The sequence below is a fragment of the Granulicella rosea genome, from assembly GCF_900188085.1.
In the GTDB taxonomy this organism is placed as follows: domain Bacteria; phylum Acidobacteriota; class Terriglobia; order Terriglobales; family Acidobacteriaceae; genus Edaphobacter; species Edaphobacter rosea.
This window is the reverse complement of sequence record NZ_FZOU01000002.1, coordinates 1-18,850: the sequence shown is the minus strand read 5'-3', so window position 1 is coordinate 18,850 and position 18,850 is coordinate 1. Positions and strand designations below refer to the sequence as shown.

At 53.1% G+C, this 18,850-nt stretch carries 10 protein-coding genes; 4 read left to right on the top strand and 6 right to left on the bottom strand.

Annotated features, from left to right (window positions below):
• The first annotated feature begins 7 nt into the window (after nt 1–7).
• The gene (locus tag CHB87_RS06110; protein WP_089407552.1) at nt 8–448 is read left to right on the top strand and encodes a hypothetical protein; all 441 of its coding nucleotides are present in this window, start codon (nt 8–10) and stop codon (nt 446–448) included.
• A gap of 82 nt (nt 449–530) precedes the next feature.
• Here the strand turns inward: CHB87_RS06110 and CHB87_RS06105 are convergent, their stop codons facing one another.
• The gene (locus tag CHB87_RS06105) at nt 531–833 is read right to left on the bottom strand and encodes a single-stranded DNA-binding protein (protein WP_089407551.1); all 303 of its coding nucleotides are present in this window, start codon (nt 831–833) and stop codon (nt 531–533) included.
• 239 nt (nt 834–1,072) lie between these two features.
• Here CHB87_RS06105 and CHB87_RS06100 point away from each other — a divergent pair, with 239 nt between their 5' ends.
• The 3 genes from CHB87_RS06100 (at nt 1,073) to CHB87_RS06090 (ending at nt 5,863) form a co-directional block, all read left to right on the top strand.
• The gene (locus tag CHB87_RS06100; protein WP_217897015.1) at nt 1,073–2,389 is read left to right on the top strand and encodes a metallophosphoesterase family protein; all 1,317 of its coding nucleotides are present in this window, start codon (nt 1,073–1,075) and stop codon (nt 2,387–2,389) included.
• Nucleotides 2,390–3,634 (top strand): YhaN family protein, encoded by a 1,245-nt coding sequence (locus tag CHB87_RS06095; protein ID WP_089407550.1) that lies wholly within the window; start codon nt 2,390–2,392, stop codon nt 3,632–3,634.
• A gap of 63 nt (nt 3,635–3,697) precedes the next feature.
• Nucleotides 3,698–5,863 carry an ATP-binding protein gene (locus CHB87_RS06090; protein ID WP_142988240.1) on the top strand — a complete coding sequence of 722 codons (2,166 nt, stop codon included), beginning with the start codon at nt 3,698–3,700 and terminating at the stop codon, nt 5,861–5,863.
• 261 nt (nt 5,864–6,124) lie between these two features.
• Here the strand turns inward: CHB87_RS06090 and CHB87_RS06085 are convergent, their stop codons facing one another.
• The 5 genes from CHB87_RS06085 to CHB87_RS06065 all read right to left on the bottom strand — a co-directional run bounded on the left by CHB87_RS06085 (nt 6,125) and on the right by CHB87_RS06065 (nt 18,397).
• Nucleotides 6,125–7,873: a UvrD-helicase domain-containing protein gene (locus CHB87_RS06085; RefSeq protein ID WP_089407548.1), complete on the bottom strand. Its 1,749-nt coding sequence runs from the start codon at nt 7,871–7,873 to the stop codon at nt 6,125–6,127.
• Nucleotides 7,870–9,840, bottom strand: coding sequence for an ATP-dependent nuclease (locus tag CHB87_RS06080; RefSeq protein ID WP_089407547.1), 1,971 nt, complete (start codon nt 9,838–9,840; stop codon nt 7,870–7,872). The genes CHB87_RS06085 and CHB87_RS06080 overlap by 4 nt, the downstream gene beginning before the upstream one ends.
• A 92-nt stretch (nt 9,841–9,932) precedes the next feature.
• A complete protein-coding gene (locus CHB87_RS06075) occupies nt 9,933–11,861 on the bottom strand; it encodes a DUF262 domain-containing protein (RefSeq protein WP_089407546.1) in 1,929 nt (642 codons plus the stop codon).
• 24 nt (nt 11,862–11,885) lie between these two features.
• Nucleotides 11,886–15,227: a helicase-related protein gene (locus tag CHB87_RS06070; protein ID WP_089407545.1), complete on the bottom strand. Its 3,342-nt coding sequence runs from the start codon at nt 15,225–15,227 to the stop codon at nt 11,886–11,888.
• The gene (locus CHB87_RS06065) at nt 15,227–18,397 is read right to left on the bottom strand and encodes an Eco57I restriction-modification methylase domain-containing protein (protein WP_089407544.1); all 3,171 of its coding nucleotides are present in this window, start codon (nt 18,395–18,397) and stop codon (nt 15,227–15,229) included. The genes CHB87_RS06070 and CHB87_RS06065 overlap by 1 nt, the downstream gene beginning before the upstream one ends.
• Nucleotides 18,398–18,850 lie beyond the last annotated feature (453 nt).

Here is an 18,850-nt window from a genome sequence, read left to right as displayed (position 1 = left end):
TTGACGGATGGAAAATAATTTTCAAAGGGTCGGCGCTAAGAGTAATACCCATGTGGGAAACGAGTTTGAAGAGGCTGCACAACTATACTTTGCAGAAACAGGAATCAATTTGCAGCGAAATTTTATTGCGCCGGTAGGATACGTAAGAAAAAAGCCTCATCGGTTCGATCTGGGAAGCGACGACCCGGCAATCCTCGTCGAGTGCAAATCTTTCACATGGACCCCGAGCGGAATCCCAAGTGCCAAATTACGAAATATGAATGAAGTGATGCTTCTCTTTAGCGTCTGCCCTCAGCATTACCGCCGTATTTTATTCGTCCTGAAACACATGCGGAAGGATGTGAGTCTAGCCAGCTATTACGTCAGAACGCAAGGACACTTGATCGGGCCGAATATCGAGGTCTGGGAATTCGATCTTGATGTTAAACACGGAGCGCAAATTCTTTAACTAAGTCAAACCCGTCGGATGGGCGGAACTGACGCTATCGTAATTACGAGAGCGTTTTTAGGATGGGAAAAGTCACCCTATACTACCCCCGTGCAACCGGATGAACCGGTCGCACGAAGGTTGCGGTAAGAAGTGGGGTGATGGCGATGTTGTCCGGCTGGGACTGTGCCTGAATGACTAGCTTGATGCGAGTGCCTGTTTCGAGGCGTTTGGCGAAGCTGCCCTGCTTGCCGAAGGCAACGACGTTGTAGTGAAAGGCCTGGAGATTGCGGTCGGAGATGATTGCGACTCCGAAGGCGGTGTACTTGTGGCCGTTCTTGGAGATGCGGCTGGTGGCTGAGTTGCTGACGGTGCCGAAGAGGGTGATGGTCTGTTGTGTCTGCATGGTGTTCTCCTTTTTGCCCGGTCAATCGGGACACATCCCAAAGGGCGCGGAGGTGGCTGCTCCCAAGTCGCGGCATGGCCGCGTTGCCAAGGGCAGAAGTTTTTGGAAAGGGACCCGGAGCCTGCGAGGGGGGAGGAGTCCGAAACCCGGAGGGCGCGGTACGCGAGTTCTGAACGCAGAGCCGAAGGGCGTAGCTTTTACACCGTAGCGGTGGCCGAGTGAACGGAAAAAGAAGAACTATGACCACAGAACAGGTCTTCCTCTCGCTGGTGCGCTCGTATTATGGTGCAATGACATTCAGCTTCATTCACGCCGCCGATCTCCATCTAGGCAGCCCCTTGGTCGGAATCGCTGCACGAGATCCAGAACTGGCCGCTCGGTTGGCGACTGCAAGCCGCGAAGCCTTCACGGCGCTTGTTACCCAGGCCATCGCACATCGTGTCTCGTTTCTGATCGTTGCTGGGGATATCTACGACGGTGAGTGGAAAGACACATCAATCGGACTTTTCTTCAATCGCCAAGTCTCCCGCTTGGTTCGTGCCGGCATCCTTGTCTATACGCTTCGCGGCAACCATGATGCGGTATCAGTCGTAACACAGAGCGTTAGATTGCCGGAAGGAGTTTTCGAGTTTCCGTCAAAGTCTGCCGATACAGTTTTGCTCGACGACCTGAAGGTAGCGATCCACGGTCGTAGCTTCTCCAACCGGGCAGTACCAGAAAACTTCGTAACATCGTACCCTGCTGCCCGCGCTGGCTGGTTCAATATTGGTGTTCTGCACACGTCTTGCAATGGCCGCCCCGGCCACGATCCCTATGCGCCCTGTTCATTGGAGGATTTGGTCACTAAGGGCTATCAATACTGGGCACTCGGGCATATCCATGAATACGAGCAGCTCCACGCCGCCCCCCACGTTCTCTTTCCCGGCAACTTACAAGGGCGCGGCATCCATGAGTGCGGAGCCAAAGGAGCTTTGTTAGTCCATGTCAAAGACGACGAAGTCACTGTGGAGAGGCTCATCTTGGACCGCGCCCGCTGGTTCGACGTTACCGTGGATGTGGAGGGACTGACTGACCCAAACGAAGTCCACGATCTTCTCAGCAGCCTAATCCGGCCTATCGTGGCTGAGGCTGAGGCAGACTCACAGGCACGATTACTCCTCGTCCGTATTCACCTTCGTGGTTGCACGGCTCTTCATTCCGCTCTTCGATCGGCAAAGGACCAGCTACGCGACGATATTGAAGCCACTTTGCAACACTGCGGTCAGGACATTTGGCTTGAGCAGTTGAAACTCGAAACCACGGAACCCGTTCAAGTGGACGCAGCCGCGAACTCGTCACTAGACGCTTTCGATCTGAGCTCCACGCTCGAAACCATCGCACTTTCCGAAGCCTTACAGAAGGAAACGAAAGAGCTTATTGCGGAGTTGGTTCGCAAACTCCCTGCGGGTTCTTCCGAGGAGACGGCTTTTGGCAACCTAGATATACAAAATCTGATTGCAGAAGCTCGCGAACTTCTTCTAAGCCGCTCCGGCGCTACTCAAGGAGGGAGACTCTAAATGCGAATTCTTTCCCTTGAGCTTGAGCGCTACGGCTCGTTTACCGATCGCACCCTTCACTTCAAACCAGACTCACGTTTGCATGTTGTCTACGGGCGTAACGCCGCTGGCAAGAGTTGCGCATTGGCAGGGATTACAGACCTCTTCTTTGGCATCGAAGCTCAGACCCGGTTTTCGTTTCTGCATGAAGGAAAGACAATGCGGCTTGGTGCCACTCTACAGGCTCGCGACCTCTCTCAGCTCTGCTTCAAGCGTCGTAAAGGGAACAAAAACGTCCTCTTTGCAAGCGACGGGAAACCACTCGACGATACTGCACTCCACCCGTTTTTAGGAGGGCTCACGCGACCGGTCTTTTCGCACGCCTTTGGACTCAATAGTGCGCAGCTCCGTGAGGGCGCTGAGGAGATGCTTGATAGCGAAGGCGAGGTCGGGGCGACACTCTACGCTGCGGCCTCCGGTCTCTCAGGAATTACTCGCCTCCGGCGCGAGTTGGATGAGGAAGCGGGAACGATCTTCAAGCCAGGTAAGGGTTCCAACAAGCGTCGCTTCGACCAAGCGGCGGATGCTTACACCCAGGCCCGCTCAGAGATTCGTAAGCGGACCTTGCGGGCCGAGACGCTTGAGGGGATGAGGTCGGCGTTACAGTCTCTCGAATCCCAACTGGCGTTATTGAGCCAAGCTCGTGACACGGACAGAGCGAAACACGCTCGCCTAACTCGCCTAAGAACCATAGCTCCTCAGCTTCACATTCTCGATGCCGAGTGTGAGAACATTCGGGAGTTTTCCGACCTTCCAGAACTTTCCGAACAAGCCATCACTCGTCTTCGCACAGCGATTGCCGCATCGGGAACTTCACTCCAGAAGCGAGATTCCGTTGCTGAAGTGTTAGCAGCAGCGAAGGCAGCGCTCAACGGAATCACCGTGGAAGCCGCTATCCTTATGCATCAGGCTTCAGTGCAAACGCTTCAAACCAACATAGGAAAATATCAGGACGCGACGAGAGATCGCGCCCGAGTTGCATCTGAAGCCGAAGGCAAACAACGTGAAATTGCCCTCATGGCCGCCCGTGTTGGTATAGCGGAGGATCAGCTTGATTCCTCCCAGCCCACCGATGCTGTGCTAGCGGAATTAGAAGACTTGGTAATGCAGGGCCAAAAGCTATCCCAAGACCGGGAAAGATTAGAAGAGTCCATCTCTGAGGCCAAGACGAACCTTGAAAACCTGGAAGGGGATGGTCAAACTTGAGAGCTGGGTGACCCTGCTGCATGGCGAACCCGCTTCGATGCTCTTGAACCTAGTCGCCCGCTCTTGGAACGCAGCCGCACTCTAGCCCGGGATTCTGCCACAACTCGACGCAAGCTCGAAGAGCGTTCAGCGCGTTTGTCGCCTTCGGTGACTAAGTTAGAGAGTCTCGCCACCCTAACACTTCCCACCCCGGAAGCCCTCGCCCGGCTCGGAAATCGCTTTTCGGAGATTGAAGATAGCCGGAGACAAACCGAGGCTGCAATCAAACTGCTGGATTTGGCGATTGAAGAAGCACAGAAAACACTCAAAGTTCTTGTCTCCGGTGAGCCCGTCGCATCAGCAGATCGAATCGCCGATGCTCGTCAAGTGCGAGAAGAAAGTTGGCAACAACTCCGGCCATTGGTTCTGGGCGAAGATGCACCCGTCGCATTAGCTTCCAGACCCGTGATTGTTGACCTTTTTGAAACGCGGGTCAGTGAGGCTGATCGTCTGGCCGATGCCGCCACGCGAGATGCCGATAGGGTCGCGCAATACAACACTGAGCAAAAGTCTCTAACAAACAAGCTGAATGAACGATCTAAGCTCAAAGATCAACAGACGGAGACCGCATCGCAACTCAACCAAACTAGCAGTGAGTGGTTGGCTTTATGGGCATCGGTTACGTCATCGCCGGGAACGCCGGGAGAGATGGTCTCTTGGATCGACAGTGTTAAGCTCCTCACAGAGCAACGTGAATTGCTTATTGCCGACGAAGCGGCCTTAGCTGCACTCAATCCACAGATAACAGAGCTACATACGGCTCTCGAAGCTCTTTCGAGTGAGGTTGGACTGGAGAAACCAGCCGCTGTTCCCACAGAAAGTCTACTCATACTGATAGATAAGCATCTGAAGGAGCTTGCGATTGTTTGGAACAATAGAGCTGTCAGTCAAGGGTTGGCAGCGGATGGCCGCAAGCAATTGGCTAGGTTCGAGAAAAACCTAGCAGCACACACGTTGAAAGAAACTGCCTGGTCGGCTTCTTGGAAAGTCGCTACAGCAGCACTCGGCTTCGATGTTCAAGCAAGTCTGGCTGCGGTTGCCGCAGCGGTGAAGGTCTGGCGTGATATTCCGGCACGCCGTCTCGTATATGAGAGTGAGATGAAACGAGTTCGCGGGATGGACCGTGACATCACGAAGTTTGAACAAGAGGTCAACCGCCTAACCCAGCTTATCGCTCCAGAGTTGCCGCAGCTTCCTCCAGTTGACCAAGCAATTCGGCTCAGCGAGATTGTGGCAGGGCAGGCCCGTCAACAACTCCTTTATGAGACTGCTGAGAGCAAAGTAGAGCAAGAGTCTTCCAACCTCGAAACAGCGGAGCGCAATGCTGATCGGGATTCAAAGCTAGTACAAACTCGAATGTCCGAATTGGCGCTTACAAGTGAGCCCATCGCGACTTTGGAACGACTTGAGCGAGCCACAGCCATTCGGAGCAGAATCATTGCAGCGCGTTCAACCCTAATCGCTCAATCTGACGGTCTACCAGAGGATCAACTACGAACTGAACTCAATGGATTTGATTCTCAAGCTACCCTCATTGAAATTCAACTTTTAGCTCAGGGTTTTCCGGCACAGGATGGCGCGATAAATCAGGTCTTTGCCGATAAATCCGCCCAAGAGAAGGCGCTCATCGACGCAGAATCCGGTTCCGGGGCAGAAGTCGCGCTGCAACAACTGAAGAGTGCAGAAGTAGAAATCGAGACCGCTGCCCATGACTACCTCACACTGGCTTTGAGCGCTAATATGCTAAACCGCGTCATCGAAGAGCACCGTGCAACTCAGTCTGCTCCTCTAATGCAATCAGCCGGAATCCTTTTTCGTAGTCTCACCAATGGCGCTTTCACACACATCGACCAAGAATTCGATCCAGACAACGACCGGCCTCAACTCGTTGGGGTTCGAGATACCGGCAAGACTGTCTGCATTGACGGATTAAGCGAAGGACAGCGCGACCAACTTTATCTTGCGCTCAGAATGGCTTACCTGGACGACTACGCCAAAAAAAGCGAACCTGTCCCTTTCATTGGCGACGATATCTTCACGACCTTTGACGAAGTGAGCACCCGCGCAGGTCTGCTGGCACTAGCGGACATCGGTTTACATCTTCAGCCCATACTCTTCACGCATCATCGCTTCGTCGCCGATATGGCGAAAGAGGCACTTGGCGATCAAGTCGATATCATCGACCTCTGATTCTGATTGCGAGTTCGCAGTCAAGGCCCTTCGAGATTTAGGTCCGTCAGGCGGACAGAATATGACGCTCCGTTTCGACGATCGGCTTTCCGACTACGCCTTCTCTGCCCTGCGGAGAAAAACGGTTAGCAGTTTGGCTGACGCTTCGCCTTACCTTCAATGTTGGCGCTTGTGCTCTAGCTTGTGCTTCCAAATCGCAACTCGTGATGCCGGCGAAGCTCAGGAGATCGGTGCAGAGTTTGGAAACTGTTTACCAATGACTCAAGTCAAAGTGATCTGCGTCACTTGGGCACTTGTGTTGCTGATGTGAGCTGCCAACCGACTTCCCTGACTTCTCGGAACGGCAATCACCAGCAATCGTTCCGCCCTAGATGCAGCTACATACAATTTCCGTGCGCTTTCGGCCATCTCTGGGGGCTGGCCGGTCGTCAGATAGTCGATGAGGCTCTTCGCTGTCTTCGTGGTCAGAATGACGCAAATTCCCGGAAATTGCATTCCCTTCACGGAATGAATCGTCTTCGCGGTCAGACTCGCCACGGGTGTCGCGGTAAACACGGCTGCCAAATCCTGGTGTCGGCGCAGCATTTGAGCGATGGACGACCCTCCAGCCGCGAGGTGCGGGGTAAGAAGCGTTTTAGCGCGTGTAAGCCATGTGTCGGCGCTGGAGTCAGTTGCCGGGTCGAACCGAAGACATTGCAGAACTTGCAACACGCAAGGGCGCCAATCTTCCGGCTTCAAACCTTCCGCTGTGACGTGCTGCGAATAGGTCTTCTCGCCAAGATGTCCTTCCAACTCCAGAATGATTTTGTGCATGGCCTCCATCGCCATTTTGCGGGCGTTGACCTCTTGCCCAATATGAAAGCTCGCGACGGCGAGCGCCAGCCGGAGAGTTCGATCCTGACTCGACGGATCAACAGTCTGTCCAATGGCTTTACAAGCGCTGTCCTTCGTGGACGAGACCACCGGGCAATCTGCGGGACTCAGACTAGCAGTCCGCAATAATTCTTCAAATTTTCGCCCGATAGTGAGAGGAACAGACGTGCCGGAGTACAAGAGGACATGAATGTGGGTTGGGTCGTTTGCCGCTCTACCTAAAGGCTGGTCGATAGCTTGCTGATCTGCTGGAGCGCGGAACGCGGCGATGGCCTTGCAGATGTTAGCGTTCGACCGGAAATTTCCGCTCATCGTCAGGCGTTCACTCGCGCCGAAGCTGTCACGGAGCGCGAAGAGTTGATCGGTAACGCCACCCCGAAACTCGTAAATGGATTGGTGGGGATCGCAAATCACCTTTGTGACGATGCCAGCCCGACGAAGCCAATTGATGATTTCGATGTCGGCAGGGTTACAGTCTTGAGCCTCGTCAACGATGATTTCGCGGAAGCGGGCCGCCAGTGCTACAGACAGTTTCGCTGAAAGAGGAACATTGGAGAGATGTTCCTTGACGACAGTTCGAACATCACTGAAACCCAGCTCCCCTCGCGCCATGAAACGCGCGCGACATTGCCGCGCAACCTCCTCATATTGCGTTATCAATCGTGCCGTCTTATTCGCTGGATCGAAGCCCTCCTGCTTGGCCTTGTCCGCGATAATCGCGCCAGTCGTGCGGTCGAAGCATGAGAGGGGGATACCTTGTGCGCCCGGATAGGCTTTGACGCACCGCGCGTCCATATCAGGAATGAGCTGTGGCGCTATGGTGTGACCCGGAACACCCAATGGCGCAATAAAGAATTGCCAGATGAAGGTGTCAAAAGTACCAACGTAGTGAGGAAAGGGGGGCGACAGCAGCAATGCCTCTAGTTGGAGTCTGCGTTTGAGTTCCGAAATTGCGGCGTTCGTAAATGACAGGAAGGCCAGACCCTGCCCGGATGCTGTGTTCTTCAATTCCTTGCGTGCTCGCTCTACAAGCACTTGCGTCTTGCCTGCGCCGGGACAGGCAGAAATAAAAGCGTTTCCGCAATGTTCAATTACGCTCTTCTGTTCAAGAGTGGGAACAAACGGTCTGACGCTCATTGCACAAGCGCCTCAATCGCTTCGCGGATGTAAGCAGGAACGACGAAGGTTGCGGCACTGTTGATGGCTTCAGCCAGAAGGTGCGCAAAATCGCCCTTCCGCGTGTCCTCAAACAAGCCTTGGATAGAAGCTGCTTGGGCGTCGCCAGACAGGGCGGCAGCGGTATCCCACTTAGTCTCTGATCTGGGATGAAGCTTGAGGTAAACCTGCTTCAAGAGTTCGCCATTGCCCGCGCTGACAAGCTCGGTTTCAAGAGAGTAGGTATTTATAACGGCACGAAATAGCTCCGTGGCAACAAGTTCTGTCGCCACGGTATCCAGAGCTATCTTGCGGAGTTGACCGGCTGACGCTACACCTGGCGCTTCGCTCTTCCGGTCACCGTCTGTCACCACGACAACCTGATCAGCGATGCGAATATCGTTATATGGTGTGAGGAGTAGGCGCTGATAGCATTCGAAATCCACGCCGTCTATTGGGACGAAGACAGCACTGCGGAAGAGTCGGAGCTTTTCTGGCTTTCCGGCGAGAACGTACTTCTTGGCAATAACCGGAAGCAACAGCGTCTCGGCGATGCCTTCGACCAACAAAACTCTACCACCGAAAAGAAAGGCAGACTTTGTTACGTCCAGATAGCGGTCCACCTTGCGGCGCTCAAAATCGGGCAATGCCAATTTTTTGAGCGGGATACACCGCGTTGAACGACGGGATAGGGGTGGCGGCAAAGACGGTTCCACCACCGGGTCCACAGCATCTTCCACGAACCCAGCAGCTTGTCCCGAATCCTCTTCGTCTCCGATTGGACTGCTCACAAGCTCCCCTATACCTTCCGTCATCGTAGCAATCGGTATATCCGTGTTCGCCTCGGCGATCGCTGAAGCGAGCAACGTGACTTCGGCCTCTGTCGGTGGAGGTATGGGAACGGCATTCCTAGACACTGTGACAACGGATCGGAAGAAGACAATGTTCTTGCTGGAAACCCAAGCCGAGAGGTTCGGGGAATGGGTTGCGACAATCACTTGTAACTGCCCGGCTGGTCCCAAGTATCCTGGAAGCACGACCTTTGACTTTTCGGCTTGTTCCTCAAGAAAGCACAACACAGCAGCCTGGAGCTGCGGATGAAGATGGGCTTCCGGCTCCTCCACGAGGAAGAGCGTAAGGTCAGTATCATTCACTTTTTCCAACTCGACGGCAATGGTCGCCATGTACAACAAATTCGCATAGCCGTGGCCTGTGTAGCGTAAATCCTCAGGTTCAATGCCATGGTCGGCAAGCTTGAAACGGAGGTCTCGCGCGATGTCTATCAAAGCCTCATCCGTACTAAAGCCAAGCGATGCCGACTGACGGCGAACGCCCGCGGTTAAGGCGGTCAGACCTATATCGACGGCCCCACCGATATCTTTGAGAATCTTTTCATCCGTGTTGCGCTTGAGCCGGTCTGCCAGTTGTTGAGGGTCATCTTCACCGAGGAAATGCCTGAGCAGCGAATAGATGCGCGTTGGGTTCCCGGAGGCAAGCGCACGCTTTGCGTCACGTAGTGGCGGCAGATAGACGTGACGAATGCACTCCTGACAGCCAGCCTCTGGTGACGACTTAAGGTGCCCGGCCCAGCTAGTCGGGCGAACAGGATGGCTCCTCCTAGTCTCGTCGTAGGTGATTCCGAAGACAGCCTTATTGAGCGAGTGATCGGTGACAGCGGAAATCAGCCGTCCCTGTTGAGAAATATTGAGGGAAGCAAAGGTTGCATCGAGCTCGAACTTTCGATCCGTGCTGCCAAACCGTACATCGGTAGACTCGCAATAAATTTCTCGGCGTCCGCTCAAGGGCGTAGTAATAAGACGAATTGCATCAATGGCATTGCTTTTGCCGCCATTGTTCTCACCGACAAGAATCGTCAAATCATCGGAGAAACAAATCTGCTCGTCCTCAAAGGACCTGAAGTTCTTCAACCCTACGGTTTCGAGAAACATATGACCTCCGAAGAAGGCTCGGATTCCCCTAAAGTTAAACTGGGGCCTGACAATTCACTACGAGGCTGCATAGTCAAAGAACTTTCGCGGTTCTAGGGTCGAGGACCCGGCCAAACAATCAGTGCGGCGTCAGCCAGAAGTCCACCCCGCACCTTGATGGCTTCTTCATCCCAAGATTCAAAGAGTATCAGCGGAATATTAAGTCTTAGATTCGTGTTTGCAATGAGGAGGTCTCTCTTGCTCTTGAATGCGTAGTTCTGCGCTGCGCGATTGACGCTAAGGTTCAGTAGCGTCAGATTGCCCAGTCGGTTGACCGAATCCTGGCGATCGCTTATAGACCGTTGTCTTTCATTCAGGGGCTCACCCACTTGAACGAGCAGCTCAACATTCGCAGCTTCGGATGACGAAGCAAGCGGCGCGTTCGTCGCCTCTTGATTTGGCTCAGCAGAGATCTTGGGTAAGGGCCAATGCTCAAACCAGGAACGAGGCAGTATATGGTCGATATCGAGTTCGCTGAGATCCGGGAGCGTTGGCTCCTCGCTATGAACTGTAGACCTCAGATGTCCTTCGAGTTCTGTCAGAATCGAGCGAACCTTGGGTGCATCAAGCCGTCCGTGATATAGCGGAGCGGTCAGACAAGCACTGCGGAACTCGCCGTCCAAAGGCCAGCGGGAGGCCTCCCCGGAAAGTCCACCTAAAACTCGTCGAAGTCCCTGCGGTGTCACTCCATCGCCATAGAGCTGACGCAAGGTCGTCAAAAACACATTGTTGTAGTTCTTGAATGTCAAGTTACAGACCGCACGTCTTACAAGGTAGGAAACGAGATCATTAAACATCTCCGTCTTTGCGTCATCGGGGAGCGCTGACGACGATATCATAAGAGCTAGCGGGTAAAGGGTTGTAATGTCGTATGGGCTGATTCTTCTTCCAAATCGTGCAATGGGAGTAGTGCCTGTTCCGCCAATCAGTTCCTTGTAGTGCTTCGCATACTCAGTCAGAGTCAAGAGTTGTCTTTCAGCGGTGAGTGGCACACCGCCCTGGACTGCATACTTGCGGTATTCGAAATAGAGTCTTGAGAGATCAACTTCCTCGTGAAGTTCTGCTTGCAAAGCAGTATGGATTAGCCACTCTAGGCGCGGTTTTTTCAATCGACCGCGCCGTTGCTCTGTCGCCCAATATTCCGTTTCAAAGGGTGACCAGAGCGTGTCATAGAGAGACTCGGGATCTGCCTTATCCTCATCCGCCCGCATAAATAAATAGTTCCGTATGAGATCGGTCGCATGTAGCTGAGCGCCACGCCCATTCAACGTCTCGAAGATGATCTGCGCATCATCTTCGGGGTCCAAGATGATCGAGACGACCTTGAGGTCGTGAAGTACGGCATTGACAAGAGCGTCAACGTGGGCAGAAACATGTTCTAAATCGGCAGTCAGCCAAGTAGTGAAGGCTCGACTGAAGTACCAAAGTGCCGCAAGAGCAGTCGGATGATCTGAACCAATTTTCCTCAACTCGGCTGTTCTTGTGAAATGTGCTGGAAAGCGTGCTCGCAGTTCATCAAGATTTGGAGCAGCGAGCGCTAGCTTGTAATTGTCGCGATCACGAAATGTCGGCCATACCTTGAAAATCTCTACCGCCGGATCTCGCATGGATTGAGGATTTCCATTCTCAAAACAGGCTTTGACAATGCCAATATACGTATCATCTTCCGGGCTCTTGAGCGTCAATAAGATTGACGCTAACACGAATTGCAGCGTGGTGAGCCGCTGTTGTCCGTCGATGATGTGCAGAACATCAACCCCAACCAGTCCCACCCTCGGCTGCGGCTCAAGAACGACGGCGCCGAGGAAATGTGGTGTGGCTTTTTGATTTGCTAGGCGTGCGTCTGCTTTTTCGCGGATGTCGTCCCAGAGTTGCTCCCATTGATCCTCTAACGTCCAAACGTATGCTCTTTGATAAAACGGGACGCAATACTGGCGGCGATTCTCGAAGAGTGTCCGTACCGTTATCGTTTCCGATTTCATTTCGCTCCTGTTTGATATTCCACTTTATGCCAAGAATTCGCTGCAGACTATGTGCGGTACAGTGACCTGACGGTCGCTACGGACTTGTTCCTGCTGCTGACTGAGACGATGTTGGTCGTAGATGCTTCTAAGTCGAGCAAAGAGCGCGTCGCCCGTGAGTTTGTGATTTCGAACCCGCCTCAACTCAGTCTGTACTGCTGCCGTTAGAGAATTTGAGTTATAAGCTCGCTGCAATATCGCAACGTCGGTTCGCCGGGGCTCATCTTCATCGAAGGTAGTTACAAATGCCTTCAACTCTTGACTGATGTATCGTTGCCCCACGCTCTGAGATGTGCTGTGGTCAAGCGAAGTCTTGCGGTGCGCTACCTCCCCCGCGAACAGTTCATAGACCTTCATGATCGAAGAGTTGTACTCGGTGGGTAACGGCAAGGCTGGCTCAGAGGGTGTACATTTGAGCCGTCCAAGGATCGTAGAAGCATCTCTCGTCTCGATCTGCCCCTGCGAGTCAACGAAGAAGAGCTGCTGGAAATCTCCTGCTTGGCACAGAACGAACATTCCTGGATGAAGAGAGTTCATGCCTGAGCGAATGCCATCGCGCAAAGCAGCAATTCGTTCAAACTCTGCGGGATTTTCTGCCCGTAGTTGACGCAGGACACCTTCAGCTTCTCCGAGTCCCATCGGCTCATCCGACTCGAATAAATCCAGATTGGCGGGCTGGTTGTCGTAAATCGCGTACATCGCTTCTTCGTTGACTCGTTCCGTCGGGTCCAAGATGGCTGAATCCTCACCGATAGTCTCTTGGATTTCGGCAATTCGACGCTCTAGGCGTTGGCGTAGCCCCAGATTCTGCTCGATCCCCAACTCAGGCAGGAAGTTGAGACCATAAACCTTGTCATGCGTACTGCCGATACGGTCAATTCGACCAAATCGCTGAATGAGACGAAGTGGATTCCAATGCAAGTCATAGTTGATGATCGTGTCGCAATCCTGCATATTCAGGCCTTCGGATAGCACGTCTGTCGCAATCACGGTGTTTAGTTCGGACTCGCCTGACGGTGGCTTATAGTCCGGGTTCGCAAGAGGAGAAAATCTTCCCACTAAACGGAACTTGCTCTTGGAGGTGCTTCCGGTGATTACGTCTACATCGGCCCGGCCCTTGCTGTTTAAGTGCTCGAATAGATAGTCCGCTGTGTCGGCATACTGAGTAAAAATTAGTCTTTTTCCACTGTTGAGGGTAGCCTCTGGCAACAAGGCAAGCAGCTTCTGAAGTTTCGCATCATGCTCAGGTGTAATTGGTTGAACCTTAGCCAGCACCTCTTCTAGCACCTTGATATCATGCGCTACGTGTTGTTTGAGGAGATCGAAATGGAAGTCTACTGGCAAATACTTCTCGGATGCTTCCTGCAGCGCATCCATGAAGTCCTGTTCCTCATAATCGTCTGTCTGGTAGAGCATCGACTGGGCTAGTTCTCCAGCGGGAACCATGCCCGCTTCGAGAGCCATTAAGAATCGACGGTTGCTTTCGAGAAATCGCCCGACTGTCTTACGAAAGGCTTCCACGCTCGACTCGAATCGCTTGAAGAGGAGCACGCGGGCAAGACCGCGCAAGTTAGGCCCAGTGGATTTGAGATTTTTGTAGGGCTCTCGACTCGCTGCGGAATCCTTCACATAGCGGAAGAGGCCATATCGAGCATAGGTCAACTCACTGTCATAGTTCTTCGGTAGCTTGCTCTTCTCCTTCCTCGGCTTGCCGAGATGGGCGCGAAGCTCCTGATAGAGGCCTTGATAGGTCTTCTCGATGCTGTATTCGACTGTTTGAAGCTCACGGCGCGGAAAGAACTGATTCTTCCCGTTCACCTTGACATAAGCGCGCCGCTGCCCCTTAAGATAGGGCGCGAAGTTTGCGGCATCGACCCGCTCGTTCGTTCCCGAGTCGAAACCGTAGTAACGCAGAACAAAGTTGCGCGTTCGACGGATTAGGACATGGGTGAGAAGGTCTGGAAGATTTCGCTCCTGCTTCTCAATCATGGCAAAGAAGCGACGGAGGTCTGGTGGGTCTATTGGAAGATCCGTCTTGTCCGTTGGATGAAAGAGCTTGATTTGGTTGAAGACATCCCATGCGGTTCGGTTTCGTGGCGTAGCAGTCAATAAGCAACACCGACGATTGGGGTCGCCGGCCATGTAGTCGGACACCAGGCGATATCGTTGAGTGCCAACATTACGCAGATTATGGCTTTCGTCTATGAGCAAAAAATCGCGGTCTGCGTAGATATCGTCGTCGAGGAGGAAGTTCTCTCCGTCCTCGCCTGAGGTCAACATTCCCATAGACACGACTTGAGCGTTTAGGTCGTAGTCGTGGCTGTATCGCTCCCACATTTGTACGAGCGTCGCGGGACATAGAATGACGGCGCGCCTACGTTCTGTTCGCTCGAAATGTTTGACGATGGCAGCACCGATAAAACTCTTGCCAAGCCCAACAACATCGGCCACGAAGACGCCTCTATTCCTACGAATCATCGCGGTAGCCTGGCGTACCGCGTCTTGCTGAAAATCTGTCAGTTTGCGGAAGATATCGTCATCCCACAGCAGATTGCCGGGGGCCGCTTCCTCTAGCCGGGTCTTCACCAGCGAGTACAGCGTCTTCATGTAGATGTCGTAGGGCGTTGCGGCTGCGAGAGCCCAACTCTGTTTCATCTCGTCCATCAGGGATTCGTCAAAGTCTTGCGACTCCTCCCAAAGCGTATCGAACCAAGAGCAAAGCTCATCGTGATTGTTATTGCCGCTCACGACGACGTTCAGCTCCGTGTTGTGGGAGATTCCAGCAAGCGAAAGATTGGAAGAGCCGACAACCGCAATGCCTTTCTCGTGCTTCTCGATCGGATGCCCCAGCAGGTTGAAGGTGTCTCCGTAGGTGAAGATGTAGGCCTTAGCGTGCATCCTGCCTTTGGTGTAGACACGAACCTTGAGCCGCTTCTCCTCGATCATGCGAACGAGGACGTGAACGGTCTCCTCCGCGATGTCGGTTTGGTCCATCAGCTCGATAGCAGAACGGACGTTCTCCGCAGTCACCGCAGCCATCGCTTGCTTGTCGGATTTCTTCCGGTAGTTGTCCTCTTCGAGTTCTTCATGTACCAGACTCAACCGGCGATGTCCTTCGGCCATCTGCTCCAACGTCCGAGAGTTCGTGGTGCTGCCAATCAGCAGCTTCAGTTCCTTCACATGGCCAAGTTGTTTCGATATGCTCTCAAGGCCGGAGACGAAGAAGTATCCTACGGCGAAACGTGCAAGCTCGGTCTGACCGAGCATCGTCGTAATGCTATCGACGAGCTTGGCGTTGCGGTTGTCGATGATGTCGTGGTTTGGCATTATGCTCCCACCTCGGTCAGCACCGAAGTCGAGTTCCTTAGTTGGGCAACTTCCGAAGGGGTCAGGCTATACAAGCGAAATACTATTTCGTTCACTTCTTCCTCAAGTTCGCTTGTATCGGCGTTGTCATGCGTGGCCTTTGCTTCGATCAAGCGGTCTGCGAGTGAGACCAACGAGTCGTGTTCCTTCCGTTCCGACGCAGAGTTCATATCGATGCGGCGAATCGGAAGCTCAGAGAGAAATTGGGTGAAGTAGCGAAAAAAACCACCTCTAAGAGGTGTACTGATCCGTCGCCAATAGAAGTCAAGAAGACTGCTGTTGAGCAGAGCCAAGAAATATTTTGGTGACTCCTCAACTGATTGTCGTAATGTGATGCCATAGCCTCCGCCGAACGCGAAAGTCCCATGCTCGTCGTATGCGAAAGACGCTCTAGCGGCAATATCGGGTACCAATAATTTCGGACGTGACATCAGGTCTATGTTCTTAGGATAGACATACGCGTACCAATCTGGTCTATCCATCTTCCCATCCTCGCGCTGGCAAAGAACAGCCTTGTTCTCTTTCAAGTAAGCCCAGGTCTTCGGAAATAATTCTTTGTAGCGGGCCGGACTGATGAGCTCGATACCTCTCGAATCGACGCTATATGGGACGATTACAATTTTCTCTGTGGCTTCGATTTCATATGGCCTAATATTTCGACCTTGGAGAAACCGTTGCGTGGCTTTCTTTTCGAGGGTTACTTCGCGTTCAAGTTCCTTAGAACTCGCCGTAACCTTTACGCGATTCTGATTTAGAACTCGCAGAACATATACCTCGTTCGCACTCGTTCTCAATCCTTGAGCCATCCCGGCGGCAACGCTTGCCAGTTTGTCGGGCATTGATTGCAGACGCTCAAAGAGACTTGCGCTAGCAGATATATCGAAGTTCCACGGTTGACTGGAAAACCTTGAATAGGCAATCTGGGTCGAAATGCCGTGGCCTAAAGCACTCCACTTCTCAATATCCGCTACTGTCTCCCATTTGCATTCATCAACAGGCTTCTTTGATAAAAACAGAAGGCACACATAGCTCGTAGCTGCAGAGAAAACCTGCAAGTCTCCAAAATGGACGATGTGTTGAAGGTGGCGACCGTCCGACAGAAGCCCTCGAAGTGGCTCGCCGTACTGAGCATTGAAGAACTTGTGAGGAAGAATGTATGCAAACTCGCCAAGGGGCTTTAGAAGTTGCAAGCCCCTTTCGACAAACACGACGTAAAGATCGTAGTTGCCCTTCTTGGCAGAGATGAAATTCTTCTTTAGGTGAGGAAGTAGCTCTGGTGACACCCTCGATAACTCCTGAAGCCGAACATACGGAGGATTGGCCAATACGATGCTGAAGCCACCTTCAACAAAGACCTCTGCAAAGTCAATGACCCAATCAAAACCTTCGGTCTTGCGATTGCTGAAGACCATGATGTCATGTCGTAGGGTTTCAACTTGAGACCGGAGGGTTTGCTTTTCCGCATGATGCGCAACGAGGTACTTGCGTTTTAGTTCGAGAAACTGGTCGACGAGAGGCTGCTGGAGACCCATCTGCAATGCTTTTGGACTCGGCGAACTAATGCTGTCTCCCACCTCAATTTTGTAATCAAGGTTTGGAAGGGGTTCGGGAGCTGGACCATCGAAGTCGACCGCAAGCGAAAGCCATAATCTGAGGCGTGCAATGTTGACGGCGAACTCTGCGATGTCTACCCCGTAGATGTTTGTTTGGATGATGTCTAGCTTCCGCTGGTACATCGTCTTTTGGTCCACATGTCGGGTCTGAAAGAGGCATTGGCGAAGATCTAACAACTCATGCATCATGCCAAGTAAATATGCTCCAGACCCACAAGCCGGATCGCATACCGTCACAGTCCGCAGTGCGTTTAGGACGGCCTCAGCATCATGTATGTCATCTGGCTCATGCCGATCAACGAATCTCTCTAACGCACTACTCTGTTCTGCCGATACGCTCTTCGCCAAATATCCCTTTAGCGCTTCGCGGCACATAAAGCTGACAACGGGTTTCGGCGTGTAATAGCTGCCGCTATCATGCCTTCCGGTCACAAGTTCCTCAAAGATTTTCCCAAGCATCTCCGGGTCAACGGCGATTTCAACATCGAGAGGGGTACTCTCGGTGATGGTGAAGTTGAACGCCTCGAAGAGGCCGTCCGCCTTATCAAATATCTGTTTGAAGGGGTCGTCTGTAATGCGCACCTTGGAATCTTTGTCTTCGTCGGTTTCCTCGAAGAGACCTCCGTTTAGGTATTTCACCTTGCCGATTGTCGCCTCAACCGCGCCACCTCCGCCCTGGAGAACAATCCCAGCGCGCTCATTGTTCAGAGCGGCAAATAGGAGCCGCAGTCTGTCGGTGTAGAAGTTCTTACCGTCCTGTTTTAGTTTGCCGTGCGATGCCCAGAGCGCGGCGAGATAGTCCGTGCTGCCGTCAATGGTCAGCCATCCTTTCTTTTGAATGAAGCGCAGGAACATGAGGCGATTGAAGAGGCGTTGAGTAAAGAGGTGGCGGCGATCCTGCTCCTCATCACTGGTGCCGAAGCCCTTGACGGCATCGCGCATGACCTCGAAGACGCGCTTGTACTCGTCGAAGAAGGACTTGGAGACCTTAGCCACATCGAAGGCCTCGTCATGCCGGTCTTGGATGTTTTGCGCCGTGACGCCGAACAGGCCGGCGTCAATCGTCTGGATGTCGAGCATGGACAGACGTTCTGCGGCTGTACGCATCCGCTCCTGCGGGCCAATCGTGATGCGGCGGTAGAGGCGACGCTTCTGGTTGTTCTCCCACTTAACGTTGACGAAGTGGAAGTTGGTTTGCGTCTTGTCTGAGAAGACGAACAGGGCGTAGGGGTATTGCTTGAGGAGCTGAGGAATGACGGTACGCTCATCCGTCAACTTGAGCTTTTCAGCAGCGAGCTGGGCATAGACGACATAGAACTCGCCCGCCGCTCTGCCGTAGAGCCTGGGATCTTGGGCGAGGGCGACCTGCGCTGGCTCCGGCCATTCCTTACGCGACACTGGCTCGTTCAGGGGATCGTAGTTGAGCTGCGCCAGCAGCTCACGCAGTGGCCCGGTGCCCTTGAAACTCTCAAGAATCTGGAGAACCGTCTTTTTCTCAGCAAGTTGTATATCCGGCACGGCTTTCCCTCGATCCTGAAAGGCACACGGAATCTGCTATATGCAACACAGATTGTTGCCTCGGGTGGTCTTCAACATCATAGCGTTGCCGTTGAGCTTATGAAGGGGTGGGTAATCTGATACGCCACTTCCCGAGGACGAAAGGACGACGTTCGGCTGGCGCGTCGCGGCCCAAATCTTCAACAGTCCAGAGCAGGTTCGAGCACTTTACGCCCCCCGATGTATCATAGAGAAGAAAAGGCGAAAGCGAACCTGGGCCTTTTGGTGATCTATTTAACCCCACCCTTGGGAGCACAAAGGCAGCTATTCGAATCGTTCCGTGCTTGAACGGCTGCTTTGGGCAATAATTGTCGCTACGGGAGACAGGCATGGCAACGAATGACGAACGGATTGTCACGCTCAATGTTCAAGAGGACTTTGCGGAGAAACTGACGACCGGGCGCCCGGTGCAGG

Excerpts from the sequence above, each read along its gene's own strand:
- CHB87_RS06110 (WP_089407552.1), top strand. The coding sequence starts at position 8 with ATGGAAAATAATTTTCAAAGGGTCGGCGCTAAGAGTAATACCCATGTG.
- CHB87_RS06105 (WP_089407551.1), bottom strand. The coding sequence starts at position 833 with ATGCAGACACAACAGACCATCACCCTCTTCGGCACCGTCAGCAACTCA.
- CHB87_RS06100 (WP_217897015.1), top strand. The coding sequence starts at position 1,073 with ATGACCACAGAACAGGTCTTCCTCTCGCTGGTGCGCTCGTATTATGGT.
- CHB87_RS06095 (WP_089407550.1), top strand. The coding sequence starts at position 2,390 with ATGCGAATTCTTTCCCTTGAGCTTGAGCGCTACGGCTCGTTTACCGAT.
- CHB87_RS06085 (WP_089407548.1), bottom strand. The coding sequence starts at position 7,873 with ATGAGCGTCAGACCGTTTGTTCCCACTCTTGAACAGAAGAGCGTAATT.
- CHB87_RS06080 (WP_089407547.1), bottom strand. The coding sequence starts at position 9,840 with ATGTTTCTCGAAACCGTAGGGTTGAAGAACTTCAGGTCCTTTGAGGAC.
- CHB87_RS06075 (WP_089407546.1), bottom strand. The coding sequence starts at position 11,861 with ATGAAATCGGAAACGATAACGGTACGGACACTCTTCGAGAATCGCCGC.
- CHB87_RS06070 (WP_089407545.1), bottom strand. The coding sequence starts at position 15,227 with ATGCCAAACCACGACATCATCGACAACCGCAACGCCAAGCTCGTCGAT.